This is a genomic window from Polaribacter sp. 20A6, from assembly GCF_011378915.1.
GTDB classification, from domain to species: Bacteria; Bacteroidota; Bacteroidia; order Flavobacteriales; family Flavobacteriaceae; genus Polaribacter; species Polaribacter sejongensis.
Window position 1 is genome coordinate 850,520 of the sequence record NZ_WTPZ01000002.1, and the last position, 22,479, is coordinate 872,998.

Here is a 22,479-nt window from a genome sequence, read left to right on the forward strand (position 1 = left end):
AAAGAATAAAAAAAAGCTGAATAATGATTTCATTATTCAGCTTTAATTAAAATAGTTATTTTTAGTGTTTATTCAATAATAACTTTTTTATTTGTTTCACCCTTATTAGTATTCATTTTTACAATGTAAATACCAGTTGGTATTTGCTTCTTGATTTCTAATTGGTAAGTATTTTTTTGTTCCTTAATTTCCCAAACACTTACTTTTTTACCAAGAATATCAAACATTTCTACTTTATTGATTTCTACATCACCATCTTTAGAAACTACAATATTGTTGTTTTCATTGTCTGCATAAATATTTGTAGATGTTGCTAAAATTTCGTCATCTACACTAAGTGCAGCATTTTCTGTAAAATTAAGTACAAAACGATCTGTATAAACTCCTTTTTCTAAAGTTAAAGTTATTTTCTCGTTTTTAACATCATAAGAAGTTCCTGTAAGTTTATCCGTAATATAGACCTCTCTAGAAACATTTTGAATTTCATCTACCATTAAGTTTACTTGACCAGAATAATCCATTACTAATTCTAATGGTACCTCTAATTCATTAGATATACCTTGTACACCTGCAATTACATAGTTGCTATTATCATTAGGGAATTTCCAGTAAATGTCTGTATTACCAATTTCATATACTTGAGAATCATATCCTTTATCAAAATCAAATGAGTTCGTTTCTTGAAAAGAAACTGCTATTTGATGGTGAAGTAATGTTTCCTCTGTGTTCTTGTATTCAAAACCTAGTTTAATAATTGGCAGCAAGTTAGTTGTACTTACCGTTTTACTACTTTTTTGACTTGTTTTAAAGAATACAGATTCATCTCCCTCTGTAACATAAGCTCTTTGGCTATTATTAAAGTTTACTGCTTGTGGTGTTGCTATTACCGCATCTCCTTCAATAAAGAATCCTTGACCTATTGCTATATAAGGTAGCGGCTCTTTGTATGTCTGACTACCTAAACCAGAAGTTCCGTTATTATCATTAACACTAACACCTGCTATTTTATCTGCTGCTACTCCTGTAACGAAGTTTATAGTTGCATATCCACCAATGTAACCACCAAATACATGCCCAGCAATTCCTTCTCCCTCTCCAAGAACGCTTTCATGATGTTCCCAGAAATAAAGTGTTCCAGTAGTATTAGCTAAATTATCTTTTATAAATTTCTTAGTATTCATAGCAGAAGGGTAAGGGTTACCAATTAAATAACTTTCTCCTGAAGCTATTTTAGAAGTTGTGCTAAAATCACCATCGTTAGGCGTACCTGAGAATGTATAATTCTGTGCTCTTCCAGGGCCTTTAAAAATATAACCTTCACCTCTGGTTATAGTACCACTTTTATATTGATGTGCCCAATCAGATCTACCATCAGATCCAGGTGCATAGGTGTATATCCAATAGTCTGCCAAAGAAATAGGATCTGTGGTGTCTCCATCATATCCACCAACAAAATTAATGTCTTTTGGATTATTAAGATCTGTACCGTCTCTTAATACACCTTCTATTGTGTAGTTGTTTACACCAGAATTAACAGGAGAACTCATATAACCATATCTATATAAACTTGGTATTTCTGAGTTTTGATCTACTAAAAGGTTCCCCATAGTTCCAGAAACAGAGCTCGTAATTGTACTTGTACCTGTATGTGTTTGTACTAATTGAGCTAAAGTACCTGCTAAACGAATATCTCCATCTAAAGTAATATCATTAGTTACTACTAATAATTGGTCTGTTACTGTTAGTTTTTTACTTGCATTTACTCTTAATTTTCTAGCACTTAATCTATCTTCAGAATGTTCGAAATTTTGATCAATTACTACTGAACGAGATCTATCTGGATATCCATTTGTATAAACATTGTTACTATTTGTTGAAGTAGTAATATCAATTCTATGTAATCCTAATAAAGTATTAGACTCTACATTAGAAGATGTAATTTCAGAGATTAAAGGATCTTGAGGGTGCCTTTTAGTTCCTGTAACATCTGTTTCTCCTACTAATTGAAATGGTGTTATTGCATCATCTATAAATACTACCCATTCACTTGGTGTGTATGTAGTGTTAGTTGTTAGTGTTTCATCTATCCTTACTACTGATGTTTTATCGGTAATATCAGAAACGATGTCATATCTATTTGCCCATGCATAAATCCCCGTAGCAGATGAAAGTGTTACTATATCATTACCTAAAGCAATTGCAGTTAATGCGCTGTTTTTTATAATCGTTGCATCACCTAAATTTGTTATGATAGAATTTGTTTTACTTTTAAATAAGACAGATTTACCTACTATTAATTCAGAATTTACTATAGCCTCAGTACTAGGTATTACTTCATCTAACGCGGTAACTTCTGCAATTGTTTTATTTTGATACAATTGAATTTTAATTGTATTAGCAGGGATATTAGTTGTACCTATATTAGTTACTTCTATCCATCTCTCATCTCCAAATTGATATACTTGCGTAATCATTGCTTTGGCAGGTTCAGGTCTATCTCTATAATCTAAATCTCCACCAGTATTAACATCATTGTCTTCATCTCCAAATGCATCTTCTAAAGAAGTATCTGAGGTACCTGTGTTGGTTACTTTATTACCATCTCCTAATCCATCATTTACTGTAAATCCAGCAATAGCAGAGTCATCATTATCGTCAAATGCATTGTCTAAACCATCATTATCATCATCATTACCAGAAGCAACATCTAACGAGTGTCCGTTTTCTGCAATATCAGGAATATTATCATTGTCTGAATCTAAATCTAAATAGTCAGGATTATCTGTATCGTCTGTATTTTCTGGGATAATATATACACCTGTAACACCAGCACAATTTGCACCTGTACAATCTATATCATATCTATCGTCGATACCATCTTTATCTGTATCTGCCATAGCAGTACCTTTACCACTTGGCGAGACATACCCTGCGGTTGTTTGTCCTTCTATATTATCAGGAATACCATCGTTATCTGCATCGATATCTAAAAAGTTAGGTAATTTATCAGAGTCTGCATCACCTTTTGTGTAAGTGTCAGCTATTCCATCATTATTAGTACCTGTACCTGTTGTAATTAAAGCATTACTTGAGTTTTCTGTTCCGTTTACATTACCATCTAGAGCATCATCAAAACCATCATTGTCGTTATCTTTTGTAGGTTCTACTTTACCGTCTTTATTTGTATCTGTACCACCTGCTTCAATAATATCTACAATACCATCGTTGTCTGAGTCTAAGTCTAAATGATTCGGAATACCATCACCATCGGTGTCAACGGTATTACCATTACCACCTATCATGTTACCAGAGTCATTTGTTTTTACAAGTGCATTACCGTTTGTACCATCAAGTCCTGGACCGTCAGAAGCATCTGTATCATAAATATCAGCTAAACCATCTTTGTCTGCATCTAAATTTATGTCTACACGTCCGTCTCCATTAATATCTACTCCGCCAGCTTCTATTAAATCTGGAATACCGTCGTTGTCTGCGTCTAAGTCTAAATGGTCTGGGAATCCATCACCATCGGTATCAACAGAATTATCATCGCCATCGACCATGTTACCAGAAGCGTCTGTTTTTACAAGTGCATTACCGTTTGTACCATCAAGTCCTGGACCGTCAGAAGCATCTGTATCATAAATATCTGCCAAACCATCGTTGTCTACATCTGTATCTTCATCAACACGTCCGTCACCATTAGTATCTATTCCGCCAGCTTCAATTAAATCTGGAATACCGTCGTTGTCTGCATCTAAATCTTTATTATCTAAAATACCATCTCCGTCTGTATCTCCATTCGGATAACTGTCTGGAATACCGTCATTATTACCATCTTCACCTGTAATTATTAATGCTTTGGTATCGTCTGTAGTTCCATTTACATCACCATCTACAAGGTCGTTAAAACCATCATTATCAGTATCTATAAAATTATCAGCTCTACCATCTCCATCATTATCTGTACCGCCAGCTTCTACAACATCTGGAATACCATCGTTGTCTGAGTCTAAGTCTAGTGTATCTGGAATACCATCTTCATCTGTATCTGGGTTAGTAATAGCAATTCCACCATTGTTTACATCGTAACGATCATCTAAACCATCATTATTAGTATCGTTTATAAGAGTACCGTCATCATTAATGTCATCTACTAATCCGTTTCCATCAGTATCTTCTCCTCCAGCTTCAATTAAGTCTGGTATACCGTCATTATCTGAGTCTAAATCTAAAGAATTAGGTATTCCGTCATTATCTGTGTCTTCGCAATTATTTGAGAAAATGCTTACTAAATCTAGAGCAGCTCCAATTCCTATAGAACCTGGTACAGGAGGAGATGCTTGAAACTCTAATGATGTTTCTGTTGTAGTAGCCACAAATACTGTAGTAAAATGATACCATTTTTTAGGCCCCACAACTCCGTTTACAGCACCTTCAGCTATTGCAGTTAATGTTTTATCCAGAATATTAGAACTAGAGGCATCTTTTACCTTTACATTTAAAGTAACATCTTGACCTGTTTCATGACCAATATCTTCTCCCCAATAAAAAGAAAGTGTATATGTATTACCTGGTACTGTAGAAATAGTTTGTGAAAGAATATTACTTACACCTCCATCACTTTTATCGTTATTACCAAGAACATCTATATATTGGTTTCCGCTATAAGCGTCTGCATAATTACTAGTTGACCAACTTGGAGACTGTCCTCCAACCCATCCGTCTAGGTTTTGTGTATAAGACCAACCTGTTAAAGTGTTTGTGTTAAATTTTTTTCCTATAAACGTACCATAAGTATCTGTTGCACCGGGGTTAATTGGATTAGGAAATTCAGTTGCACTTGAAAAATCTTGAAGTTCAAAATCTCCGTTTATAATTAAGTTACCACAACCTTCATCTGTATCTAAGATACCATCGTTATCGTCATCTAAATCATAAAAATCTGGAACACCATCATTGTCAGTATCTTTAATGTCTCTATAATCTAGATCTCCGTTTTCAGGGAAGTCATTATCTTCATCTCCAAAGGCAGTTTCTAAATCACTTGGTGTAGTTACTTTGTTAAGTGTGCTTGATCCATCATTTACAGTAACTCTAGCGTTTTCAGGATCATTGTTATCATCAAAAATATCATTTAATCCATCTCCATCTGTATCTGCATTGATGTCTATTATTGCATTATTTTCAGAATCACCGTTTTCTGCAATATCAGGTATACCATCGTTATCAGAATCAGAATCTAAATAATCTGGATTATCTTTATTGTCAGTGTTTACTGGAATAAGACCAATACCACCTACTTCATAATTATCATCTACACCATTTTTATTTGCGTCTAGCATTGCTCCGTTAGGATTACTTGGTGCTATATAACCACTAGTTGTTTGTGCTTCTATATTATCTGGTATACCATCATTATCTGCATCAATATCTATATGATTTAATTTACCATCACCATCGTTATCTCCACTAGGATAAGAATTTGGTGTCCCATCACTACCTGTATCTTCACCTGTAATGATTAAAACATTATCTATGTTTTCTGATGTACCATCTTGACCAACATCTCCATCAACTAAGTCGTTAAAACCATCGTTATCTGTGTCTACAAAATCATCAGCAATACCATCTCTATTAGTATCTAAACCACCAGCCTCTATAACATCTGTTATTCCATCGTTGTCTGAATCTAAATCTTTTGTATCTGGAATGCCATCATTGTCTGAGTCTGGGTATGTAATTGCATTGGTATTTGTACCGCTATTAACATCATAAAGATCATCTAAACCATCTCCATCTAAGTCATTTAAAAGTTGGCTTGTTTTTGGGTTAATATCATCTACTTTACCGTCACCATTTGTATCTACACCACCAGCTTCTACAATATCTGCAATACCATCATTATCTGAATCTAAATCTAAATGATCAGGAATTCCGTCACTATCTGCATCAATAGATTCACCGTCTCCACCTGAAGTATTACCATCTAAACCCGTTTTAATAAGAGCAGTACCATTTGTACCGTCTGTTCCTGGTCCGTCAGAAGCATTTTCATCATAAATATCTGCAAGACCATCTTTGTCTGAATCAGTACTTGTGTCTACATGTCCGTTACCATCTGTATCAAGACCACCAGCTTCTACTAAATCTGGAATTCCGTCGTTGTCAGAATCTAAGTCTAAATGATCAGGAATTCCGTCGCTATCTGTATCAATAGAACTACCATTACCACTTACCATTTTACCATCTGCATCTGTTTGAACAAGAGCGGTACCATTTGTACCATCTGCTCCAGGTCCATCGGCAGCATTTTCATCATAAATATCTACAAGACCATCCTTGTCTTCATCTGTATTGTTGTCAACACGTCCATCTCCATTAGTATCTGTACCACCAGCTTCCATTAAGTCTGTAATACCATCATTGTCTGCATCTAAGTCTAAGTGATCTGCGATTCCGTCGTTATCAGTATCAACAGAAGTACCATCTCCACCTATCATGTTACCTGCTGCGTCTGTTTTAATAAGAGCTGTACCACTATCACCAGATCCGTTAGAAGCATTTTCATCATGAATGTCAGCTAAACCATCTTGGTCAATATCTGTAAGGTTATCTACACGTCCATCACCGTTAGTGTCTATACCACCAGCTTCTACAAGGTCTGGAATACCATCGTTATCTGAATCTAAATCTAAGTAATCTGGAATACCATCTCCATCTGAATCTGGATTAGCAATAGGTGTTCCTGCAACCCAATTTGGAGTACCTCCTGCAGTGTCTGTATCATCATATATATCTGACAAACCATCTCCATCTAAATCTACGATACTTGTAGGATCTCCTGCAGTTGGGTAGTCTACTAATCCATCACCGTTAGTATCTATACCACCAGCTTCTACAATATCTGGAATACCATCGTTATCTGAATCTAAATCTAAGTAATCTGGAATACCATCTCCGTCTGTGTCTGGAGAGCTACAGTATTTTAATTCAAATAACTGCATCGTTGAAACTCTACTTGTGCCATCTTCTTTACCTCCCGCAATTACTATTTGCGTTATAGGGCTTGCACTAGAAATAATTACACTATTATTAGGGGCGTTTCCAGCACTAGTAGTGCTATGTATAGATTGTTCATTAATTGTATATTCTCCTGCGTTTAATGAATTATTTTTGATTGATAAAGGAACATTTATACCGTTTAAATTAGCTGAAATATCAGCTCTATCACTATTATCTAACCCACCCCATTTAAATTCTATATTATATACGGGTTCTGTAAATGTTATTGTATAAATTGCTACACTTAAATCTGCTGAATTTGCAGGGTAGAAAGATCCATTTGGGAAATTTGTGTTTTTAGCCTGCCCATATATATAATTTCCATCGACATTATTTGTAGGTCCTTTGCTTGAAACACCATCACTCCATTGGGCTGAATTAATTACTTGGTAAGCAAAAGAAGCACTTACTTCGTTAAGATTGTAAAGATTTGTTTGTGATCCAGAAGTTTTGCTACCTGTAGTAGTATTAGTACTAGATTGTGTAAATGATTGGCCAAGATCTATATAACTAGAAGCTGAAAGACAATTTAATTCGTCAGAGTCTAAAATACCATCATTATCATCATCTAAATCAATAGAATCAATAACACCATCTTTATCTGTATCTATACATGAAGCTGAGCCAGAAACTGTAATTGTTAAATTACAATTTGGGTCATCTATATCTGTTACGGTTATTGTTTTATCTAACCCATCTGCACCATTGGCTATTACAAATACTGTATTAGTGTTATAAATACCTGTAGTTGATGTAGTACCTGAAATTGTATATGAACTTCCTATTTTATCGTTTCCAGTTAAATTTAATGTAAATTGTAAATCAGAACCATTTATACAAGAGCCAATTAATGTGCCAGGATCATTTATAGTACAAGGTATTGTGCCATCTAAATTAGCACAGACTTCTTCTGTATCCATTGGATTATTACAATTTCCATTATTATCACAATTATATGATACCGGAGCTATTACTGTCTCATTTTGTATTGCATGAGTATCACCACCCCCAAAAGTGTAAGCAATATTTAAATTTGGTCCCAGATTACCAGAAATATTAGATTGATTTCCAATACTTACAAAACCAGTTTTATTTTCATTGCTAGCTGGCCCGGTAAGAGACCCATTACCCTGAAATTTACCACCAACTTTTGCGTACCCTTCATTATAAAATGTTCCATCTAGATTAACATCTCCAGAAGACGTGTAAAATTCTCCATAATTATTAAAAATAGCTGAAGTTGACCCCATAGCTAAGGCGCCAGATGTAATATTAAACACTCCTGTATTTACAACCATACCTCCATTATGGTTAAAAGAGCTACCAGAAACGATTGTACCACAATTTACTAAAATGGTTTCATCACTTATAGCAAAATTATTGTTAACCTCCATTGTTCCCTGATTTCTAAAATTACTTGCACCAATGGAAGATGCGTTAATTTGAGATGAAACATTTACATCTCCCAAGTTATCAAATGTATTAAGTGTATTACCTCCAAAATCTAGAGAGCCTACATTCATAGTCCCCTCATTATAAATACTATTATTACCACCATTAAAGCTAATGGTGTTTGTAGAAGTTAATATTCCTTCAGTACCTAATGTTAAGGTTAAGTTGGCATTAATACTAGCACTTTGACTAAAAACAACTTCTCCATCTCCAATATATATAGATATACTTCCGTTGTTTGCTGACATGGATGAAATCGTTAATTTTCCTTTAGAAGAAATACAAACAATAGCCCCGTCTTCGAAAGTAGCTCCACTACCATTAGTAATACTTACATTTCCAGTAACACTTGTAATACCTGTTTGAAAAGTATAACCATTTGTTTGATTACTATTTAATGTGTGATTAGGACTATCACATTGTGCATTTGTATTTATTAAAGAAAACAACACAAATACAATGAATAAATGTAAAGGAGTTTTAAATTTAAAACGAATTATTCCCCCAAATAGTTTCGTTTTTAGTAGATATTTAATCATGTAAGAAAAATTTTAAAAAGTGCAAAAGTTATTATTATTATTATTATTTACTTCAAGCTATTTTAGAAATAGGTATAGTTTTCAGTTTTATATAGTTTTAAATGTCAATACCCCTTTATAGGAGTTGGTTGGTCAATTGGGGCTCTATAAGAGTTTTATTGCAGCCCGCCTTATTTAACCCACAGGGAAATTAAAAAAGAGAACAATAATTTTTAACAATAACTTATAGTAAGTTTTATTAAAAAGTAAAAGTCACTTTCATTTCTAAAGGTTAAAAATGAATTAATGTTTTGTTAGGAGGATATGTTTTTTATGGCGAATTCTTGTCCAATTGTCATCTCATACTCTATAGCATGGATTGGTCTATTTAAAAGTTTGAAAATAGAAAAGATTGGAAATAAAAAGAAAGAAATCTTTTTATACTTTAAAAGCAGTATTTTTTTTGAAGGGTTGTCTAATCTAAAACGAGCTATTTCCCCAAATAGTTTCGTTTCTTTTAGATATTTAATCATTAAGAAAATTTTATAAAAAGTGCTAAAGTAGTCATTATTAACCATGCACCTATTATAAGACACCATTATATTCAATAAGTCACAATTATTTATTTTAAATAAAATTAATTACTTTCTTTTAGGTATTTAATGTTTTAATTTTTGGTGTTTTTAATTTTATTTCACCACCTTATTTAAGTAGAAATACTTAATAACAGAGGGCTGTTTGAAAGCTAATTCTTTTATAATTAGTGCTTTTTAATAAGTTTTTATTTTTATATAATTATTTTAAAAATTTTATCTAAAAGCAGAGTTGCTTGTGACTCTAAATTTATAATAGGTGATAATGATGATTCCATTTTTGCGAATTTTAATGCTGAAATAAGTTCAGAATGTTAAGTTTTACTATTTCTTTGAATTTGTATAACAAAAAAACCAGTGAAATATTTTTCACTGGTTTAAATTTAAGATTTGCTCTTTTATGTATAGAATACCTCTAAAGTGTTATTCAATAACTACTTTTTTATTCATTTCACCTTTATTAGTCTTCATTTTTACAATATAAATACCGGTTGGTATTTGTTTTTTGATTTCTAATTGATACGTACTTTTTTGTTCTTTAATTTTCCAAAGGCTTACTTTTTTACCTAGAATATCAAACAACTCTACTTTGTTAATCTCTATATCTTGATTTTTAGAAATTACAATATTATGATTTTCATTGTCTGCGTAAATACTTGTATATCCTGCTAAAATATCGTCTTCTACACTAAGTGCACTAGTTTCTTTAAAAGCAAGTACAAAACGACCTGTATATAGTCCTTTTTCTAAAGTTAAAGTAGTTCTACCTTGTTTAACATTATAAGAAGTGCCTGTAAGTTTATCTGTAATATAAATACCGTTATCAACATTTATAATTTCATCTACCATTAAAGTTACTTGTCCAGAATAATCCATAATTATTTCTAAAGGAACTTCTAACTCGTTAGATATTTCTTGAACTCCAGCAATTACATATTTTGTCTCATCCTCCGAAAATTTCCAATAGAAATCTGTTTTACCAACTTCATAAATTTCAGAATCATAACCTTTATCGTAATCGAACGAGTTTGTTTCTTGAAAAGAAATTGCTATTTGATTATGTAGTAATAAGTCTTCTGTGTTTTTAAACTCAAAACCTAATTTAATAATTGGTAATAAACCTGTTTTAGCTTTACTGCTTTTAGCACTTCCTTTAAAGAAAATAGATTCAGTACCTTCAGTTACATATGCTCTTTGACTATTATCGAATTTTATAACTCCACCAGTTCCATTTCCTTCAACAAAGAAACCCTGTGCTATTGCAATATATGGTTCTGGTTCTTTATAAGTACCTCCACCTAATCCAGAAGTACCATTACTGCTATTCTCTGCGATAGCGCTAGCAGCAGTTCCTGTTGATAAGTTTAGTGTTGCATATCCACCAATATACCCACCAAATATATGCCCATCTATTCCGTTTCCTTCACCAATGGCACTTTCGTGGTGCTCCCAGAAATATAATGTTTGTTTGATAGAACCATCATTGTCTTCCATAAACTTTCTTGCATTCATAGCAGAAGGGAAAGGGTTACCAATTAAATAATCTTCATTAGCACCTATTCCAACTACGGTATAAAATTCACCATCATTAGGTGTACCAACAAATGTATAGTTTTGTAATACTTCACCTGGTCCTTTAAAAATATAACCATCTCCACGATCTATTGGTTTATCTTCATTCTTATGTGTCCAATTAGATCTACCATTAGACTCTGGAGAGTAGGTATATATCCAGTAATCTGCAAGAGAAATAGGATCTGTAGTATCTCCGTCATACCCACTAATAAAATTAATATTTTTAGCTACTTGAGTACCAACTGTAGATGTAGCATCTAATGGAGTAGTACCATCTTTTAATACATCTTTTATTAGGTAAATGAAGCCTGATGAATTAACGGGCGAACTCATATACCCGTATCTATATAAGCTAGGTGTCTCTGAATTTTGATCTACTAATAGTTTTCCAGTACCAGATATTTGAGGTATTGTTGTATGCGTTTGTACTAATTGAGAAGTACCTACTAAACGAATATTACCATCTAAAGTTATATTATTAGTAACAACTAATAATTGATCTGTTACTGCTAATTTTACTCCAGTATCTACTTTAAGTTTTCTAGCGCTTAATCTATTTGTAGTGTGCTCAAAATCTTGATCAATTACTACAGAACGAGATCTATCTGGAAAACCATTAGTCCATGTGTTACTGCTAGAATTAGAAGTAGTAATATCTATTCTGTGTAAACCTAATAGTGTGTTTGCTTCTATACTAGAAGATGTTATTTCTGATATTAATGGATCTTGAGGATGTCTTACAATGTCAGCTATATCAGCTGTTTCAGTACCAACTGGTTGGTAAGGAGTTATTGCGTCATCAATAAATACTACCCATTCAGTTACATCATAATCTTTGTTAGTTGTTAACCTTTCATCAATTCTTACAACAGAAGTTTTATTACCAATATTAGAAGCAATATCATATCTATTATTCCATGAATAAGCTCCAATACCCGTTGAAAGTGTAATGATGTCATTAGAACTATTAAGTGTAGTTTGATCTGTTTCATCACGACTTAAGTCTGTTAGCAAGTCTACTGCTGCACTTGTTACAGTTGTTACTCCCGAATTAGTTTCATCAGGGACAATAGAATTTGTAGTGTTTTTAAATAAGACAGATTTACCTTTAAGTAATATGGTACCTACTGTAATTGAAGATACGGTTGGTTCTGTAAGAGGAGCAGCAATCATTTGTGCAATCGTTTTATCCTTGTACAATTGAATTTTAATGGTGTTTGCGGGAATATCTATTTCCCCAATATTGGTGATTTCTATCCATTTTTCATCACCGAATTGATATACTTGTGTAATCATAACATCTGCTGGGTCTGGGATATCTCTATAATCAAGATCTCCTGCACCAGGGTTAAAGTCATTGTCGGTATCACCAAAAGCATCTTCTAAAGAGGCTTCATCAAGAATTTTGTCGTTAGATCCCACACCATCATTTACAGTAGCTCCATTAGTGTCGTTTGTGTTATTATCAAAAGTATCATTTAAACCATCTCCATCTGTATCTACTAATCCATTTAGATCCATTAAAAGATGATTAGTATCTCCATTTTCTTCAATATCTAAAACACCATCATTATCTGAATCCGAATCTAAATAATCTGGGTTATCCGTTCCGTCTGTATTTTCTGGAATAAAACCAATACTGCCTACTTCATATTTGTCATCTACACCATTATTGTTAGTATCTATGATTCCTATGGTTCCGTTTACAACTTCACTTGGCGAAATATAACCAACAGAAGGTTGCCCCTCAATATTATCTGGAATACCATCATCATCTGCATCGATGTCTAAAAAGTTTGGTTTACCATCAGTATCAGCATCTCCTTTTAAATAAGAAGTTGGTTTTCCATCACTATTATCGTCAGCACTCGTTATAATTAAAGCATTGGTTGTATTTGTGCCAGCAGTATCTGTACCTTTCACTAAAGAATTTGTAGGATCTCCGTCTACTAAATCGTTAAAACCATCATTGTCTACATCTAATATTCCATCTGCTTTACCATCTCTGTCGGTGTCTGTACCACCAGCTTCTATAACGTCTGCAATACCATCATTATCTGCATCTAAATCTAAATGATTTAGAATACCGTCATTATCAGTATCTCCATTAATATATGATTCTGGTTTTCCATCACCATCACTATCGTTACTAGTTATAATTAATACATTATCTGTATTAGCACCACTTGTATCTGTACCAACAGCTAACGCATTTGTAGGATCACCATCAATAATATCATTAAAACCATCGTTGTCAGCATCTACAAAATTGTCTGCTCTACCATCGCCATTCGCATCAGTTCCACCAGCTTCTACTACATCTGCGATACCGTCATTGTCTGCATCTAAATCTAAATGATCTAAAATACCATCGTTATCATTATCACCGTTAGGGTATGTGTCTGGGTTTCCATCGCCATCTGTATCTGCACTCGTTACAATTAAAACATTACTAGTATTTGCACCAGCAGTATCTGTACCAAATGTTAACGCATTTGTAGGATCACCGTCTACCACATCATTAAAACCATCATTATCAGCATCGATAAAATTATCTGCTCTACCGTCTCCGTTTACATCTGTACCACCAGCTTCTACTACATCTGCAATACCATCATTATCTGCGTCTAAATCTAAATGATTAGGAATACCATCATTGTCTGTATCTCCAGTAGAGTAGGTGTCTGGGTTTCCATCTCCATTTGCATCTTCTCCTGAAAGTATTAAGGTATCTGTTGTATTTGCACCTGCAGTATCTGTACCGCTTGCTAACACATTTGTAGGGTCTCCGTCTACGGCATCATTAAATCCATCTTTATCAGCATCTACAAAATCATCAGCTCTACCGTCACCATTTTCATCAGTTCCGCCAGCTTCTACTGCATCTGCAATACCATCATTGTCTGCATCTAAATCTAAATAGTTTGGAATACCATCATTATCTGTATCTCCCGTAGGATAAGAATCTGGATTTCCATCACCGTCTGTATCTAGGCTTGTAAGAATTAAAGCATTTACCGTGTTTGCACCAGCAGTATCTGTACCATTTGGCAAGGCGTTAGTAGGATCACCATCAAGAACGTCGTTAAATCCATCTTTATCAGTATCTATAAAATCATCAGCTCTACCATCACCATTTGCATCTGTACCGCCTGCTTCAATAACATCTGGAATACCATCGTTATCTGCATCTAAATCTAAATTATCTCTTATTCCGTCACCATCAGTATCACCTGTTGGGATTGAATCTGGTTTACCATCTCCATTAGTATCTAAACCTGTTGCAATTAACACGTTACTTGTATTTGCACCAACAGTATCTATACCAAAGGCTAGAGCATTTGTTGGGTCTCCATCTACAATGTCGTTAAATCCATCATTATCAGCGTCTACAAAGTCATCTGCTTTACCATCACCATTTTCATCTGTACCACCAGCTTCTACAACATCTGGAATACCGTCATTGTCTGCATCTAAATCGTAAATATCTAGAACACCATCTTTATCTGTATCTCCATTAGGATAGGTGTCTGGTTTACCATCATTATTACCATCAGTTCCAGTAACAATTAAAGCATTATCTGTATTTGCACCTACAGTATCGATTCCTACTGCTAAAATATTTGTAGGATCACCGTCTACAATATCATTAAAACCATCTTTATCTACATCAATAAAATTATCTGCTCTACCATCACCATTTACATCAGTTCCACCAGCTTCTACAATATCTGCAATACCATCATTGTCTGCATCTAAATCTGCATGATTAGGAATACCATCATTGTCTGTGTCTTTATTTGGATAAGAATCTGGAACACCATCATTATTTGTATCGTTTCCAGTAGCTATTAAAGCGTTTAATATATTGTCTGAAGTACCATCATTATTTGTATCTCCATCTACAAGGTCGTTAAAACCATCTTTATCGTTATCTATAAAACCATCTGCTTTACCATCACCATTTGCATCTGTACCGCCAGCTTCTACAATATCTGGAATACCATCATTATCTGCATCTAAATCTAAGAAGTCTTTTATACCATCGCCATCTGTATCTGGGTTTGTAATGATGTTTGTGCTTGCACCACTATCTGCATCGTAACGATCATCTAAACCATCGCCATCTAAATCATTTATAAGCGTGCCATTTGCATTAACATCGTCTACTCGTCCATTTCCATCAGTATCTACTCCACCAGCTTCTACTAAATCTGGAATACCATCGTTGTCTGAATCTAAGTCTAAAGAGTTAATAATACCGTCGTTATCAGAATCTAAAGTATTTGGGCATTCTAATGTAGCTAAAACAATATTGTCTACCCCAACGTCATTACCATCTGCTCCATCTGGTTGGTGGTTAATAATTACAATATCTAAAGAGGTTGTTGCAGCTGTAAAATTTAATACAACTCTTTTCCATACATCATCATTAGCAACATTTAGAGATGCAGATGATAACTGTTCTACTATTACGCCAGAAGGGTTTTCTATTTCTAGTTCAAAGATTGGTGCATCATCACATCCGTCACATATACCTGCTAAATCTACTCTAAACCTATAATCTTGTCCTACAATTAAGTTGCTTAATGTTTGACGATAAAACTCTATATCTAATTGGTTTTTTAAATTTATAACTAAATACCTACCATTTGTACTTCCGTTATCAGGGCCAGTATATTGGTCTACATTTGCATCTTTATCTCCAGTTAAGTTTGTTCTATTAAAGGAGGCTAAATCACTTGTAAGAGATGAGGCTACTGCATAAAAACCATCTTGTATATCTCCTGTAGGTTGGTATGTATGGTTTAGTATATATGCATTCGTTTCTCTTGCTGTACCAGTTCCAAAATCTTCAGTAAGTATTTCTACAACTTCTGTTTTTTCTTCAATAGCACAACTACTGTTTTCTATACTGTCTGGAATACCATCGTTATCATCATCTAAATCATTTGCGTCTGATATACCATCATTATCACTGTCTTTAAAATCTCTATAATCTACCTCTCCGCCAGAGCCTAAATCTCCATCTTCATCACCTAAGTTAGCAGCGCTTGGAGGATTGATACCGTTGTTTACAGTAAAACCAGTTGTTGGTATGTCTGTGAAATCATCAAAGTTATCATCTAAACCATCACTATCTGCATCTGTTCCTGCTAATATGTTGTCTGTATCGCCATTTTCGTTAATATCTGGGATACCATCATTGTCTGAATCTGAATCTTGGTAATCTGGTATTGCATCATTAGAAACATCTGTGTTTACAGGAATTATACCAATACCACCAACTTCATAATTATCATCTACACCATTTTTATTGATATCTGTTATTGAACTACCAATTCCGCTAGGCGCTATGTAAGGGCTCGTTGGTTGTGCTTCTATATTATCTGGTATACCATCGTTATCTGCATCTATATCTAAGAAATCTGGTAAATCGTCTGAGTCTGTAGTTGTTGGTGTTAAACCAGCACCAGCAGAAGTAGGTATACCATTAGAAGCAGTATTGCTTACATTATTATCATCATCATCTGCTTTACCGTCTTGGTTTGCATCTGTACCACCAGCTTCTATAACATCTGTTATACCATCATTATCTGAATCTAAGTCTAAATGATTTGGAATTCCGTCTGCATCTGCATCACAAATTAATCGATGTTCAAAAGAGATATCATCAAATCTTGTAAAACCAGTTCCGTTTTGGTTGTTGTATATATAAAATCTAAAATAATAAGTTGTGCCAGCAACTAGATAATCAGTAGTTGGTATTTCATATTGCAAATAACCATCGATTATCATTTCTCCTATATGAAAATCTTGATCTTTAACAGTTGGACTTTCAAAACTTGGATTTGTATCCATTTCTACAGCCATGTCAAAATTACCAAATGTATCATCATTAGCGGTAGCTGCTCCAGTAGACCAACCCAATTTTATTTCTGAAGCTATAAGATCTACTGCAGGTGTATATGATACTTGTACATATTTATTTGCAGCTTTGGCAGCAGTAAAAGTAGCTTCTGTTGCGTTACTAATTATATACGTGTTTTTGTTGTTTTCATAACCAGTTTGTTCTAATTCGCTAAAAGAAATATTTGGTGCAGAAGTAAAGTTTGGACTACTAATTAAGGTTTGATCTTCATAAGTAGCGTAATCTGAGTCTCCAGCATTGTTTGTATTAACAGTTGCTGCATTTGGTGTTTCGGGCGAATTGTGGTTCCATTCGACCTTTGTAATTGTACAGGTACTTAATTCTACTGAGTCTAAAATACCATCATTATCATCATCTAAGTCATTTATGTCTAAAACGCCGTCTAAATCGCTATCTAAACAAGCAAAATTATTTGTGCTATCTGTTACAGAAGCAGATGTACCTGCATAACCATCGCTTCCTATAACTTTACCTGTAGCAGTAAAACCACCAGTTCCGTCTACTAAACCATCGTTATTAGCATCTGTAAAACCTGCTTCTTTTGCATCTGTACATAAATCTCCATCTGAGTCTGTGTTTAAATAATCTGGTGTACCAGATGTTGTTTCTGGTGGTGTTAAATATGTTCCTGCACAACTACCTGCTGGTGTAGCAGGTATTGTATACTCTACACCGTAAAGAAGTGCTCCATTTTGACTATAAGTTTGTATTTTAACATGGTCTGTACCGTTGCTGTTAATTGTATAGGTAAAATTGGTTGGTCCTGTTGTATTTACAGATTGATTTTGATAGTTTACTTGAGCTGCATCTACTCCTGCAGCATTTGATTGTCTAAATCTTATTTCTGATGTTCCTGAACTTGAACCAAGGGATATTGTTAGTTCTGTACCATCAGGTAGTGTTTCATCAAACCCTAAAACTATAAAATATGGGCCTGGTCCAGGGTAGCCAATAGGTCCTGATGAGGCTGAAGAACCAGGAGAACCAATTGCATTTTGAGTATTGCTAAATTCATTAGAAGCTGTTATAGATGTTGCATATTTTGTTGTTGCAGGAGTAGCAGGTGTTACGCAACTACCATCATAAATATCTGCTAAACCATCATTGTCAGAATCACTGGTGTTATCTGCAATACCATCTGCATTATCATCTGTACCACCAGCTTCTAAAATATCGTAAATACCATCATTGTCTGAGTCTAAATCTAAATAGTTAGGTATGTTGTCTGTGTCTGTGTCCGGAGGAGTGTTACCTGTACCTGCACTACTAGGTATACCGCTGGTTGTTGGTGTAATACCTGCACCACCATCTGCCATACTATCTCCATCAGTATCTGTACCACCAGCTTCAATAACATCTGATATACCATCACCATCAGAATCTAAATCTAAATAGTTAGGTATTCCGTCATTATCTGTGTCTGTGGCTAGGCAGTATTTTAATTCAAATAACTGCATTGTTACATTAGAAGCAGTATTAATTAAATTATTTTTACCGGCAACGAAAATAATTTCTGTCACTGGACCTGTTAAAGAAACAATAACACTGTTATTAGGTGCATTAGATCCGGCATTAGTACTAGTAACAGATTGACCTGAAATTGTATAACTATTACTTGGTAATGTGTTGTTAGTGATTGTTAAAGGAACATTTGTTCCATTTAAATTCGCTGTAAAGTCTACTCTGTCGTCATTGTCTAATCCTCCCCATTTAAACTCTAAGTTGTGAACAGGTTTTGTAAATGTTAATTTGTAAACAGCTACATCTATGTTTGCTGCATCTGCTGGATAGTAAGAACCTAAAGGGAATTTAGTATTAATTGGTTGTACGTTGATGTAGTTTCCGTCTATACCGTTTGTTGGACCTGCACTAGCAACTCCACTGGCCCAAGTTGCTGAGTTTGTTGTTTCAAAACTAAAGGAAGCTTCTACACCTTCAAATGTGTAAAGATTAGATGTAGTACCGGAAGAATTTCCTCCATTTGTACCTGTAGTTGTATTTGTAAATGTAGTGCCTAAATCTATATAATCTGTAGATGGACAGTTAAGGTTTATTTCTACAGAATCTAAAATACCATCGTTATCACTATCTAAGTCAAGAGCATCTGGTACACCATCATTATCACTATCATTACAAGTGTTAACGGCTGCATCTAAATAATATGCATTTGGTGTAGTAGTATAAGTAAGACCATCTATTCTACCAGTAGTCATATTTACTATTGGTACACCTGTACCATAATATCCATTATTATCTGTGTCTGCATCTGGGTTAGACCCAAGAACAAAATATGCTTCATCAGCATCAGAACAACCATCATTATCACTATCTGAATCTAAATGATTTGGTATACTATCTCTATCTGTATCTGGACAAGTGGGTTGTGATAAAGTTACGTTATCTATTAAAACTCCTGATTGACCAGAACCTAAACTTGTAGATTGAATGATAATTTTAATATCTCCCGTTGATGTTGGTAATAAATTTGCGGTATAACTAGCCCAAACAATAGAAGCAATTCTAGATCCAGCTGTATTGGGGCTATCTGATGTAGCAATATTATTGGGTTGTAAAGTTGTAATAAAAATTGGACCATCACCATAATCTACAGAAATTGTTGCTTCAAAAAGACCAGCAACAGAACTATAATCTAAAGAAAAAGCAACAGGGATTCCTTCTGTAAACCCAGAAAATGTTTTTTGAATACCGGTTGCCGAAGGTGTTCCGTACAAATCGATACTTTGGTCTCCATCAGAAGCATTAAAAGCATCAAAAGCAATATCAAAAGTATTTGTATCTGTGGTTACCCACCCTTCAACACTAGTTTGATTTATTAAAAAATCTATTTCAGTATCTCCATCACCATCTATTTTACTTACTAAGTCTGGCGTTTCTGCTTGTAAATCCGGAATTTCAAAAGAGTCGTTATAAGTTAATACACTTGTACATTCTTCTGTATCTAAAATACCATCATTGTCATCATCTTCATCGGTAGCATCTGGTACTCCGTCGTTGTCAGTATCAAGGACAACGTTAACTATAGCTGTTGCAGAATCACAATTTGCTGGTGAGGCGCCTGCTTCACATATTTCGTAAACCACGCTATACGTGCCTGCAGGAACAGTCGTTGTAACTGTAATTTCACCTGTAGAAGTATTTAAAACAATACCAGCATTCGTAGAACTTGTTTGAGATAATGTAACTTGACCTGCACTAGTACCAATAGTAGTGCTTGTACTGTTTAATTTATCATTTGCAACAACATTTGCAATAGCTGTACCTCCATAACCTTTATTTACAGATCCAGAATCATTATTCGCAGAAATTGGGTTTCCCGAAATTGCAGTTCCTACTTCTGTATCATCAATTAAAACGGGTTGTATAGATTGTACTCTAAAAGCTGGTCCTTCGTGACCCGATTTAGAACCTATTGTAAAAGTGATGTCTGTAATTCCATTAGTATCAACTCTTACGGCTAATTGTTCGTCGGTGATTAATGGTGATACATTATTTGAGTCTGAAGAGATAACTGTTACAGCATTTGTTCCAGAAGTTATATCAGATAAAAATGTATTATTGCTAAAATATAAATTTTCAAAATCATTTTTATATAAGGTTACAAATTCTTTTTTCTCTGTACCAGTTAAATTAGGGTCAAAGTCAATATCTAGCATTTCGAAAATTGGTGATATTTCTATTGGTGTTCCTGTACCATTACCAGAATATGTTCCTGCTTCAAAAAATTCTAATTTTATAGTAGCTGAGTATTCTGCAGAAGTACCTCCAAAAACATTACTCGGTGCTACAGCAAAACCAACTTTACTTCCTGTACCGGTTGGCATAACAAAGTATGGAAAATGCCCATTGCCATCTGTTACATTACCTGTGGTATAAGTTGTTGTAGCAACAACAGGAGCAGTATCTATTGTTCCTGAATAAGGAACGACAGATATTATTGTTGCAATAATATCATACATTGTTCCTCCTTGAGTTCCTGTATTTCTATAGGCAACTACATCTCCTGTTGTCATTAAAGGAGTGTTATCTTCTCCAGATGTTTTTAAATCTGAAACTTCATTTGTTGGGTTCGCATCATTATTATCTGCAAGTATTGAAGAAAAAACACCGCCAGGATAATAATCTACTTTATCTCCAGAAGTAAATGTACTTGGGTTTGTTTGTGCTTGTAATGATAGATTAAACAATAAAAGAGTACATATAATTAATTTGATATGTATTTTTTTATTGAAAATAAATGTTTTAAATGAGAAGGGAAATAGCATTGTAGTTTTAACAAAGTATTTGGAAAAAGGTTTCATGTGAGGTATTTTTTTAAACATAGGTTTAACTTTTTAAAACTGATTACACGTTTTCTTTAGAACAAAATATTTGTTGTAGAAAACAATTAATTGTAATTAAAATGAAAAAAGAGGGGTATTTTAAGACGATAGGTCTTGTGAAGTCTTGATGTTATAAAGACAACTGTTTGCAATGAGTATAAAACCTTACTAAGTTTAAAAAAAGATTTCTTTTTTTTTGGAGGAGTCATGGGGGTGTTTTTTTCTTAGATTATATAAAGTAGCTTTTTTTTCTTATAAAGATAATTTTATTTTGTGATAATTTTAACTTTTTTTTAAGATTTTATTTTTTTCGATATTTTTAAGTGTCTTTTTATTAGTTACTTAGGTTTTTGGTGTTAGTAGAGGTTGAAAAAAAGGTGTTTTACAGCAGTTGATAATCACTAAAAAAAAAGGCCAAACTTATATAAGTTTGGCCTTTTTTTTTAAGTGATTATTTATATTTTAATTTTTTAATATTTAGGATGATAAAAACAGCATATAATATAGCTGCGATACCTAGTATTAAAATTCCATTATCTATTTCTAGACCTGGTGGTGGAGGTGGTGGGTTTACCGGAGGTACTTGAGTTAGTAGCATCATTTTTTTTAAAATTTTATATACTTATATTATATTAGTTAATTATAATTTTTTTGTTTGTATCTCCTTTATTGGTATTCATTTTTACAATGTAAACACCTGTTGGTATTTGTTTTTTGATATCTAATTGATACGCATCTTTTTGTTCTTTAATGTTCCAAAGACTTACTTTCTTACCAAGAATATCAAACAACTCAACTTTATTAATTTCTACTTCATTATTAACAGAAATAACAATTTGGCGGTTTTCATTGTCTGCGTATATATTGGTGTATGCAGCTAAAACATCATCTTCTACACTAAGTACATTAGCATCTTTAAAAGCAAGTACAAATCGATCTGTATAAACTCCTTTTTCTAAAGTTAAAGTAGCTTTTCCTTGTTTAACATTGTAAGATGTATTTGT

General features: G+C 33.8%; 3 protein-coding genes. All 3 read right to left on the reverse strand.

The features are described 5' to 3' along the window. Window positions 1-68: 68 nt before the first annotated feature. The gene (locus GQS57_RS07460; protein ID WP_165731951.1) at window positions 69-9,056 is read right to left on the reverse strand and encodes a T9SS type A sorting domain-containing protein; all 8,988 of its coding nucleotides are present in this window, start codon (window positions 9,054-9,056) and stop codon (window positions 69-71) included. A gap of 995 nt (window positions 9,057-10,051) precedes the next feature. Beyond that, complete coding sequence (locus tag GQS57_RS07465) at window positions 10,052-21,454, reverse strand: T9SS type A sorting domain-containing protein (protein ID WP_165731953.1); 11,403 nt, start codon at window positions 21,452-21,454, stop codon at window positions 10,052-10,054. Between the two features lie 653 nt (window positions 21,455-22,107). Continuing rightward, window positions 22,108-22,479: T9SS type A sorting domain-containing protein (locus GQS57_RS07470; protein ID WP_165731955.1), on the reverse strand; the 372-nt coding region annotated here is incomplete at its 5' end.

Coding starts and splice junctions, on each gene's coding strand:
- GQS57_RS07460 (WP_165731951.1), bottom strand. CDS start 9,056: ATGATTAAATATCTACTAAAAACGAAACTATTTGGGGGAATAATTCGT.
- GQS57_RS07465 (WP_165731953.1), bottom strand. CDS start 21,454: ATGAAACCTTTTTCCAAATACTTTGTTAAAACTACAATGCTATTTCCC.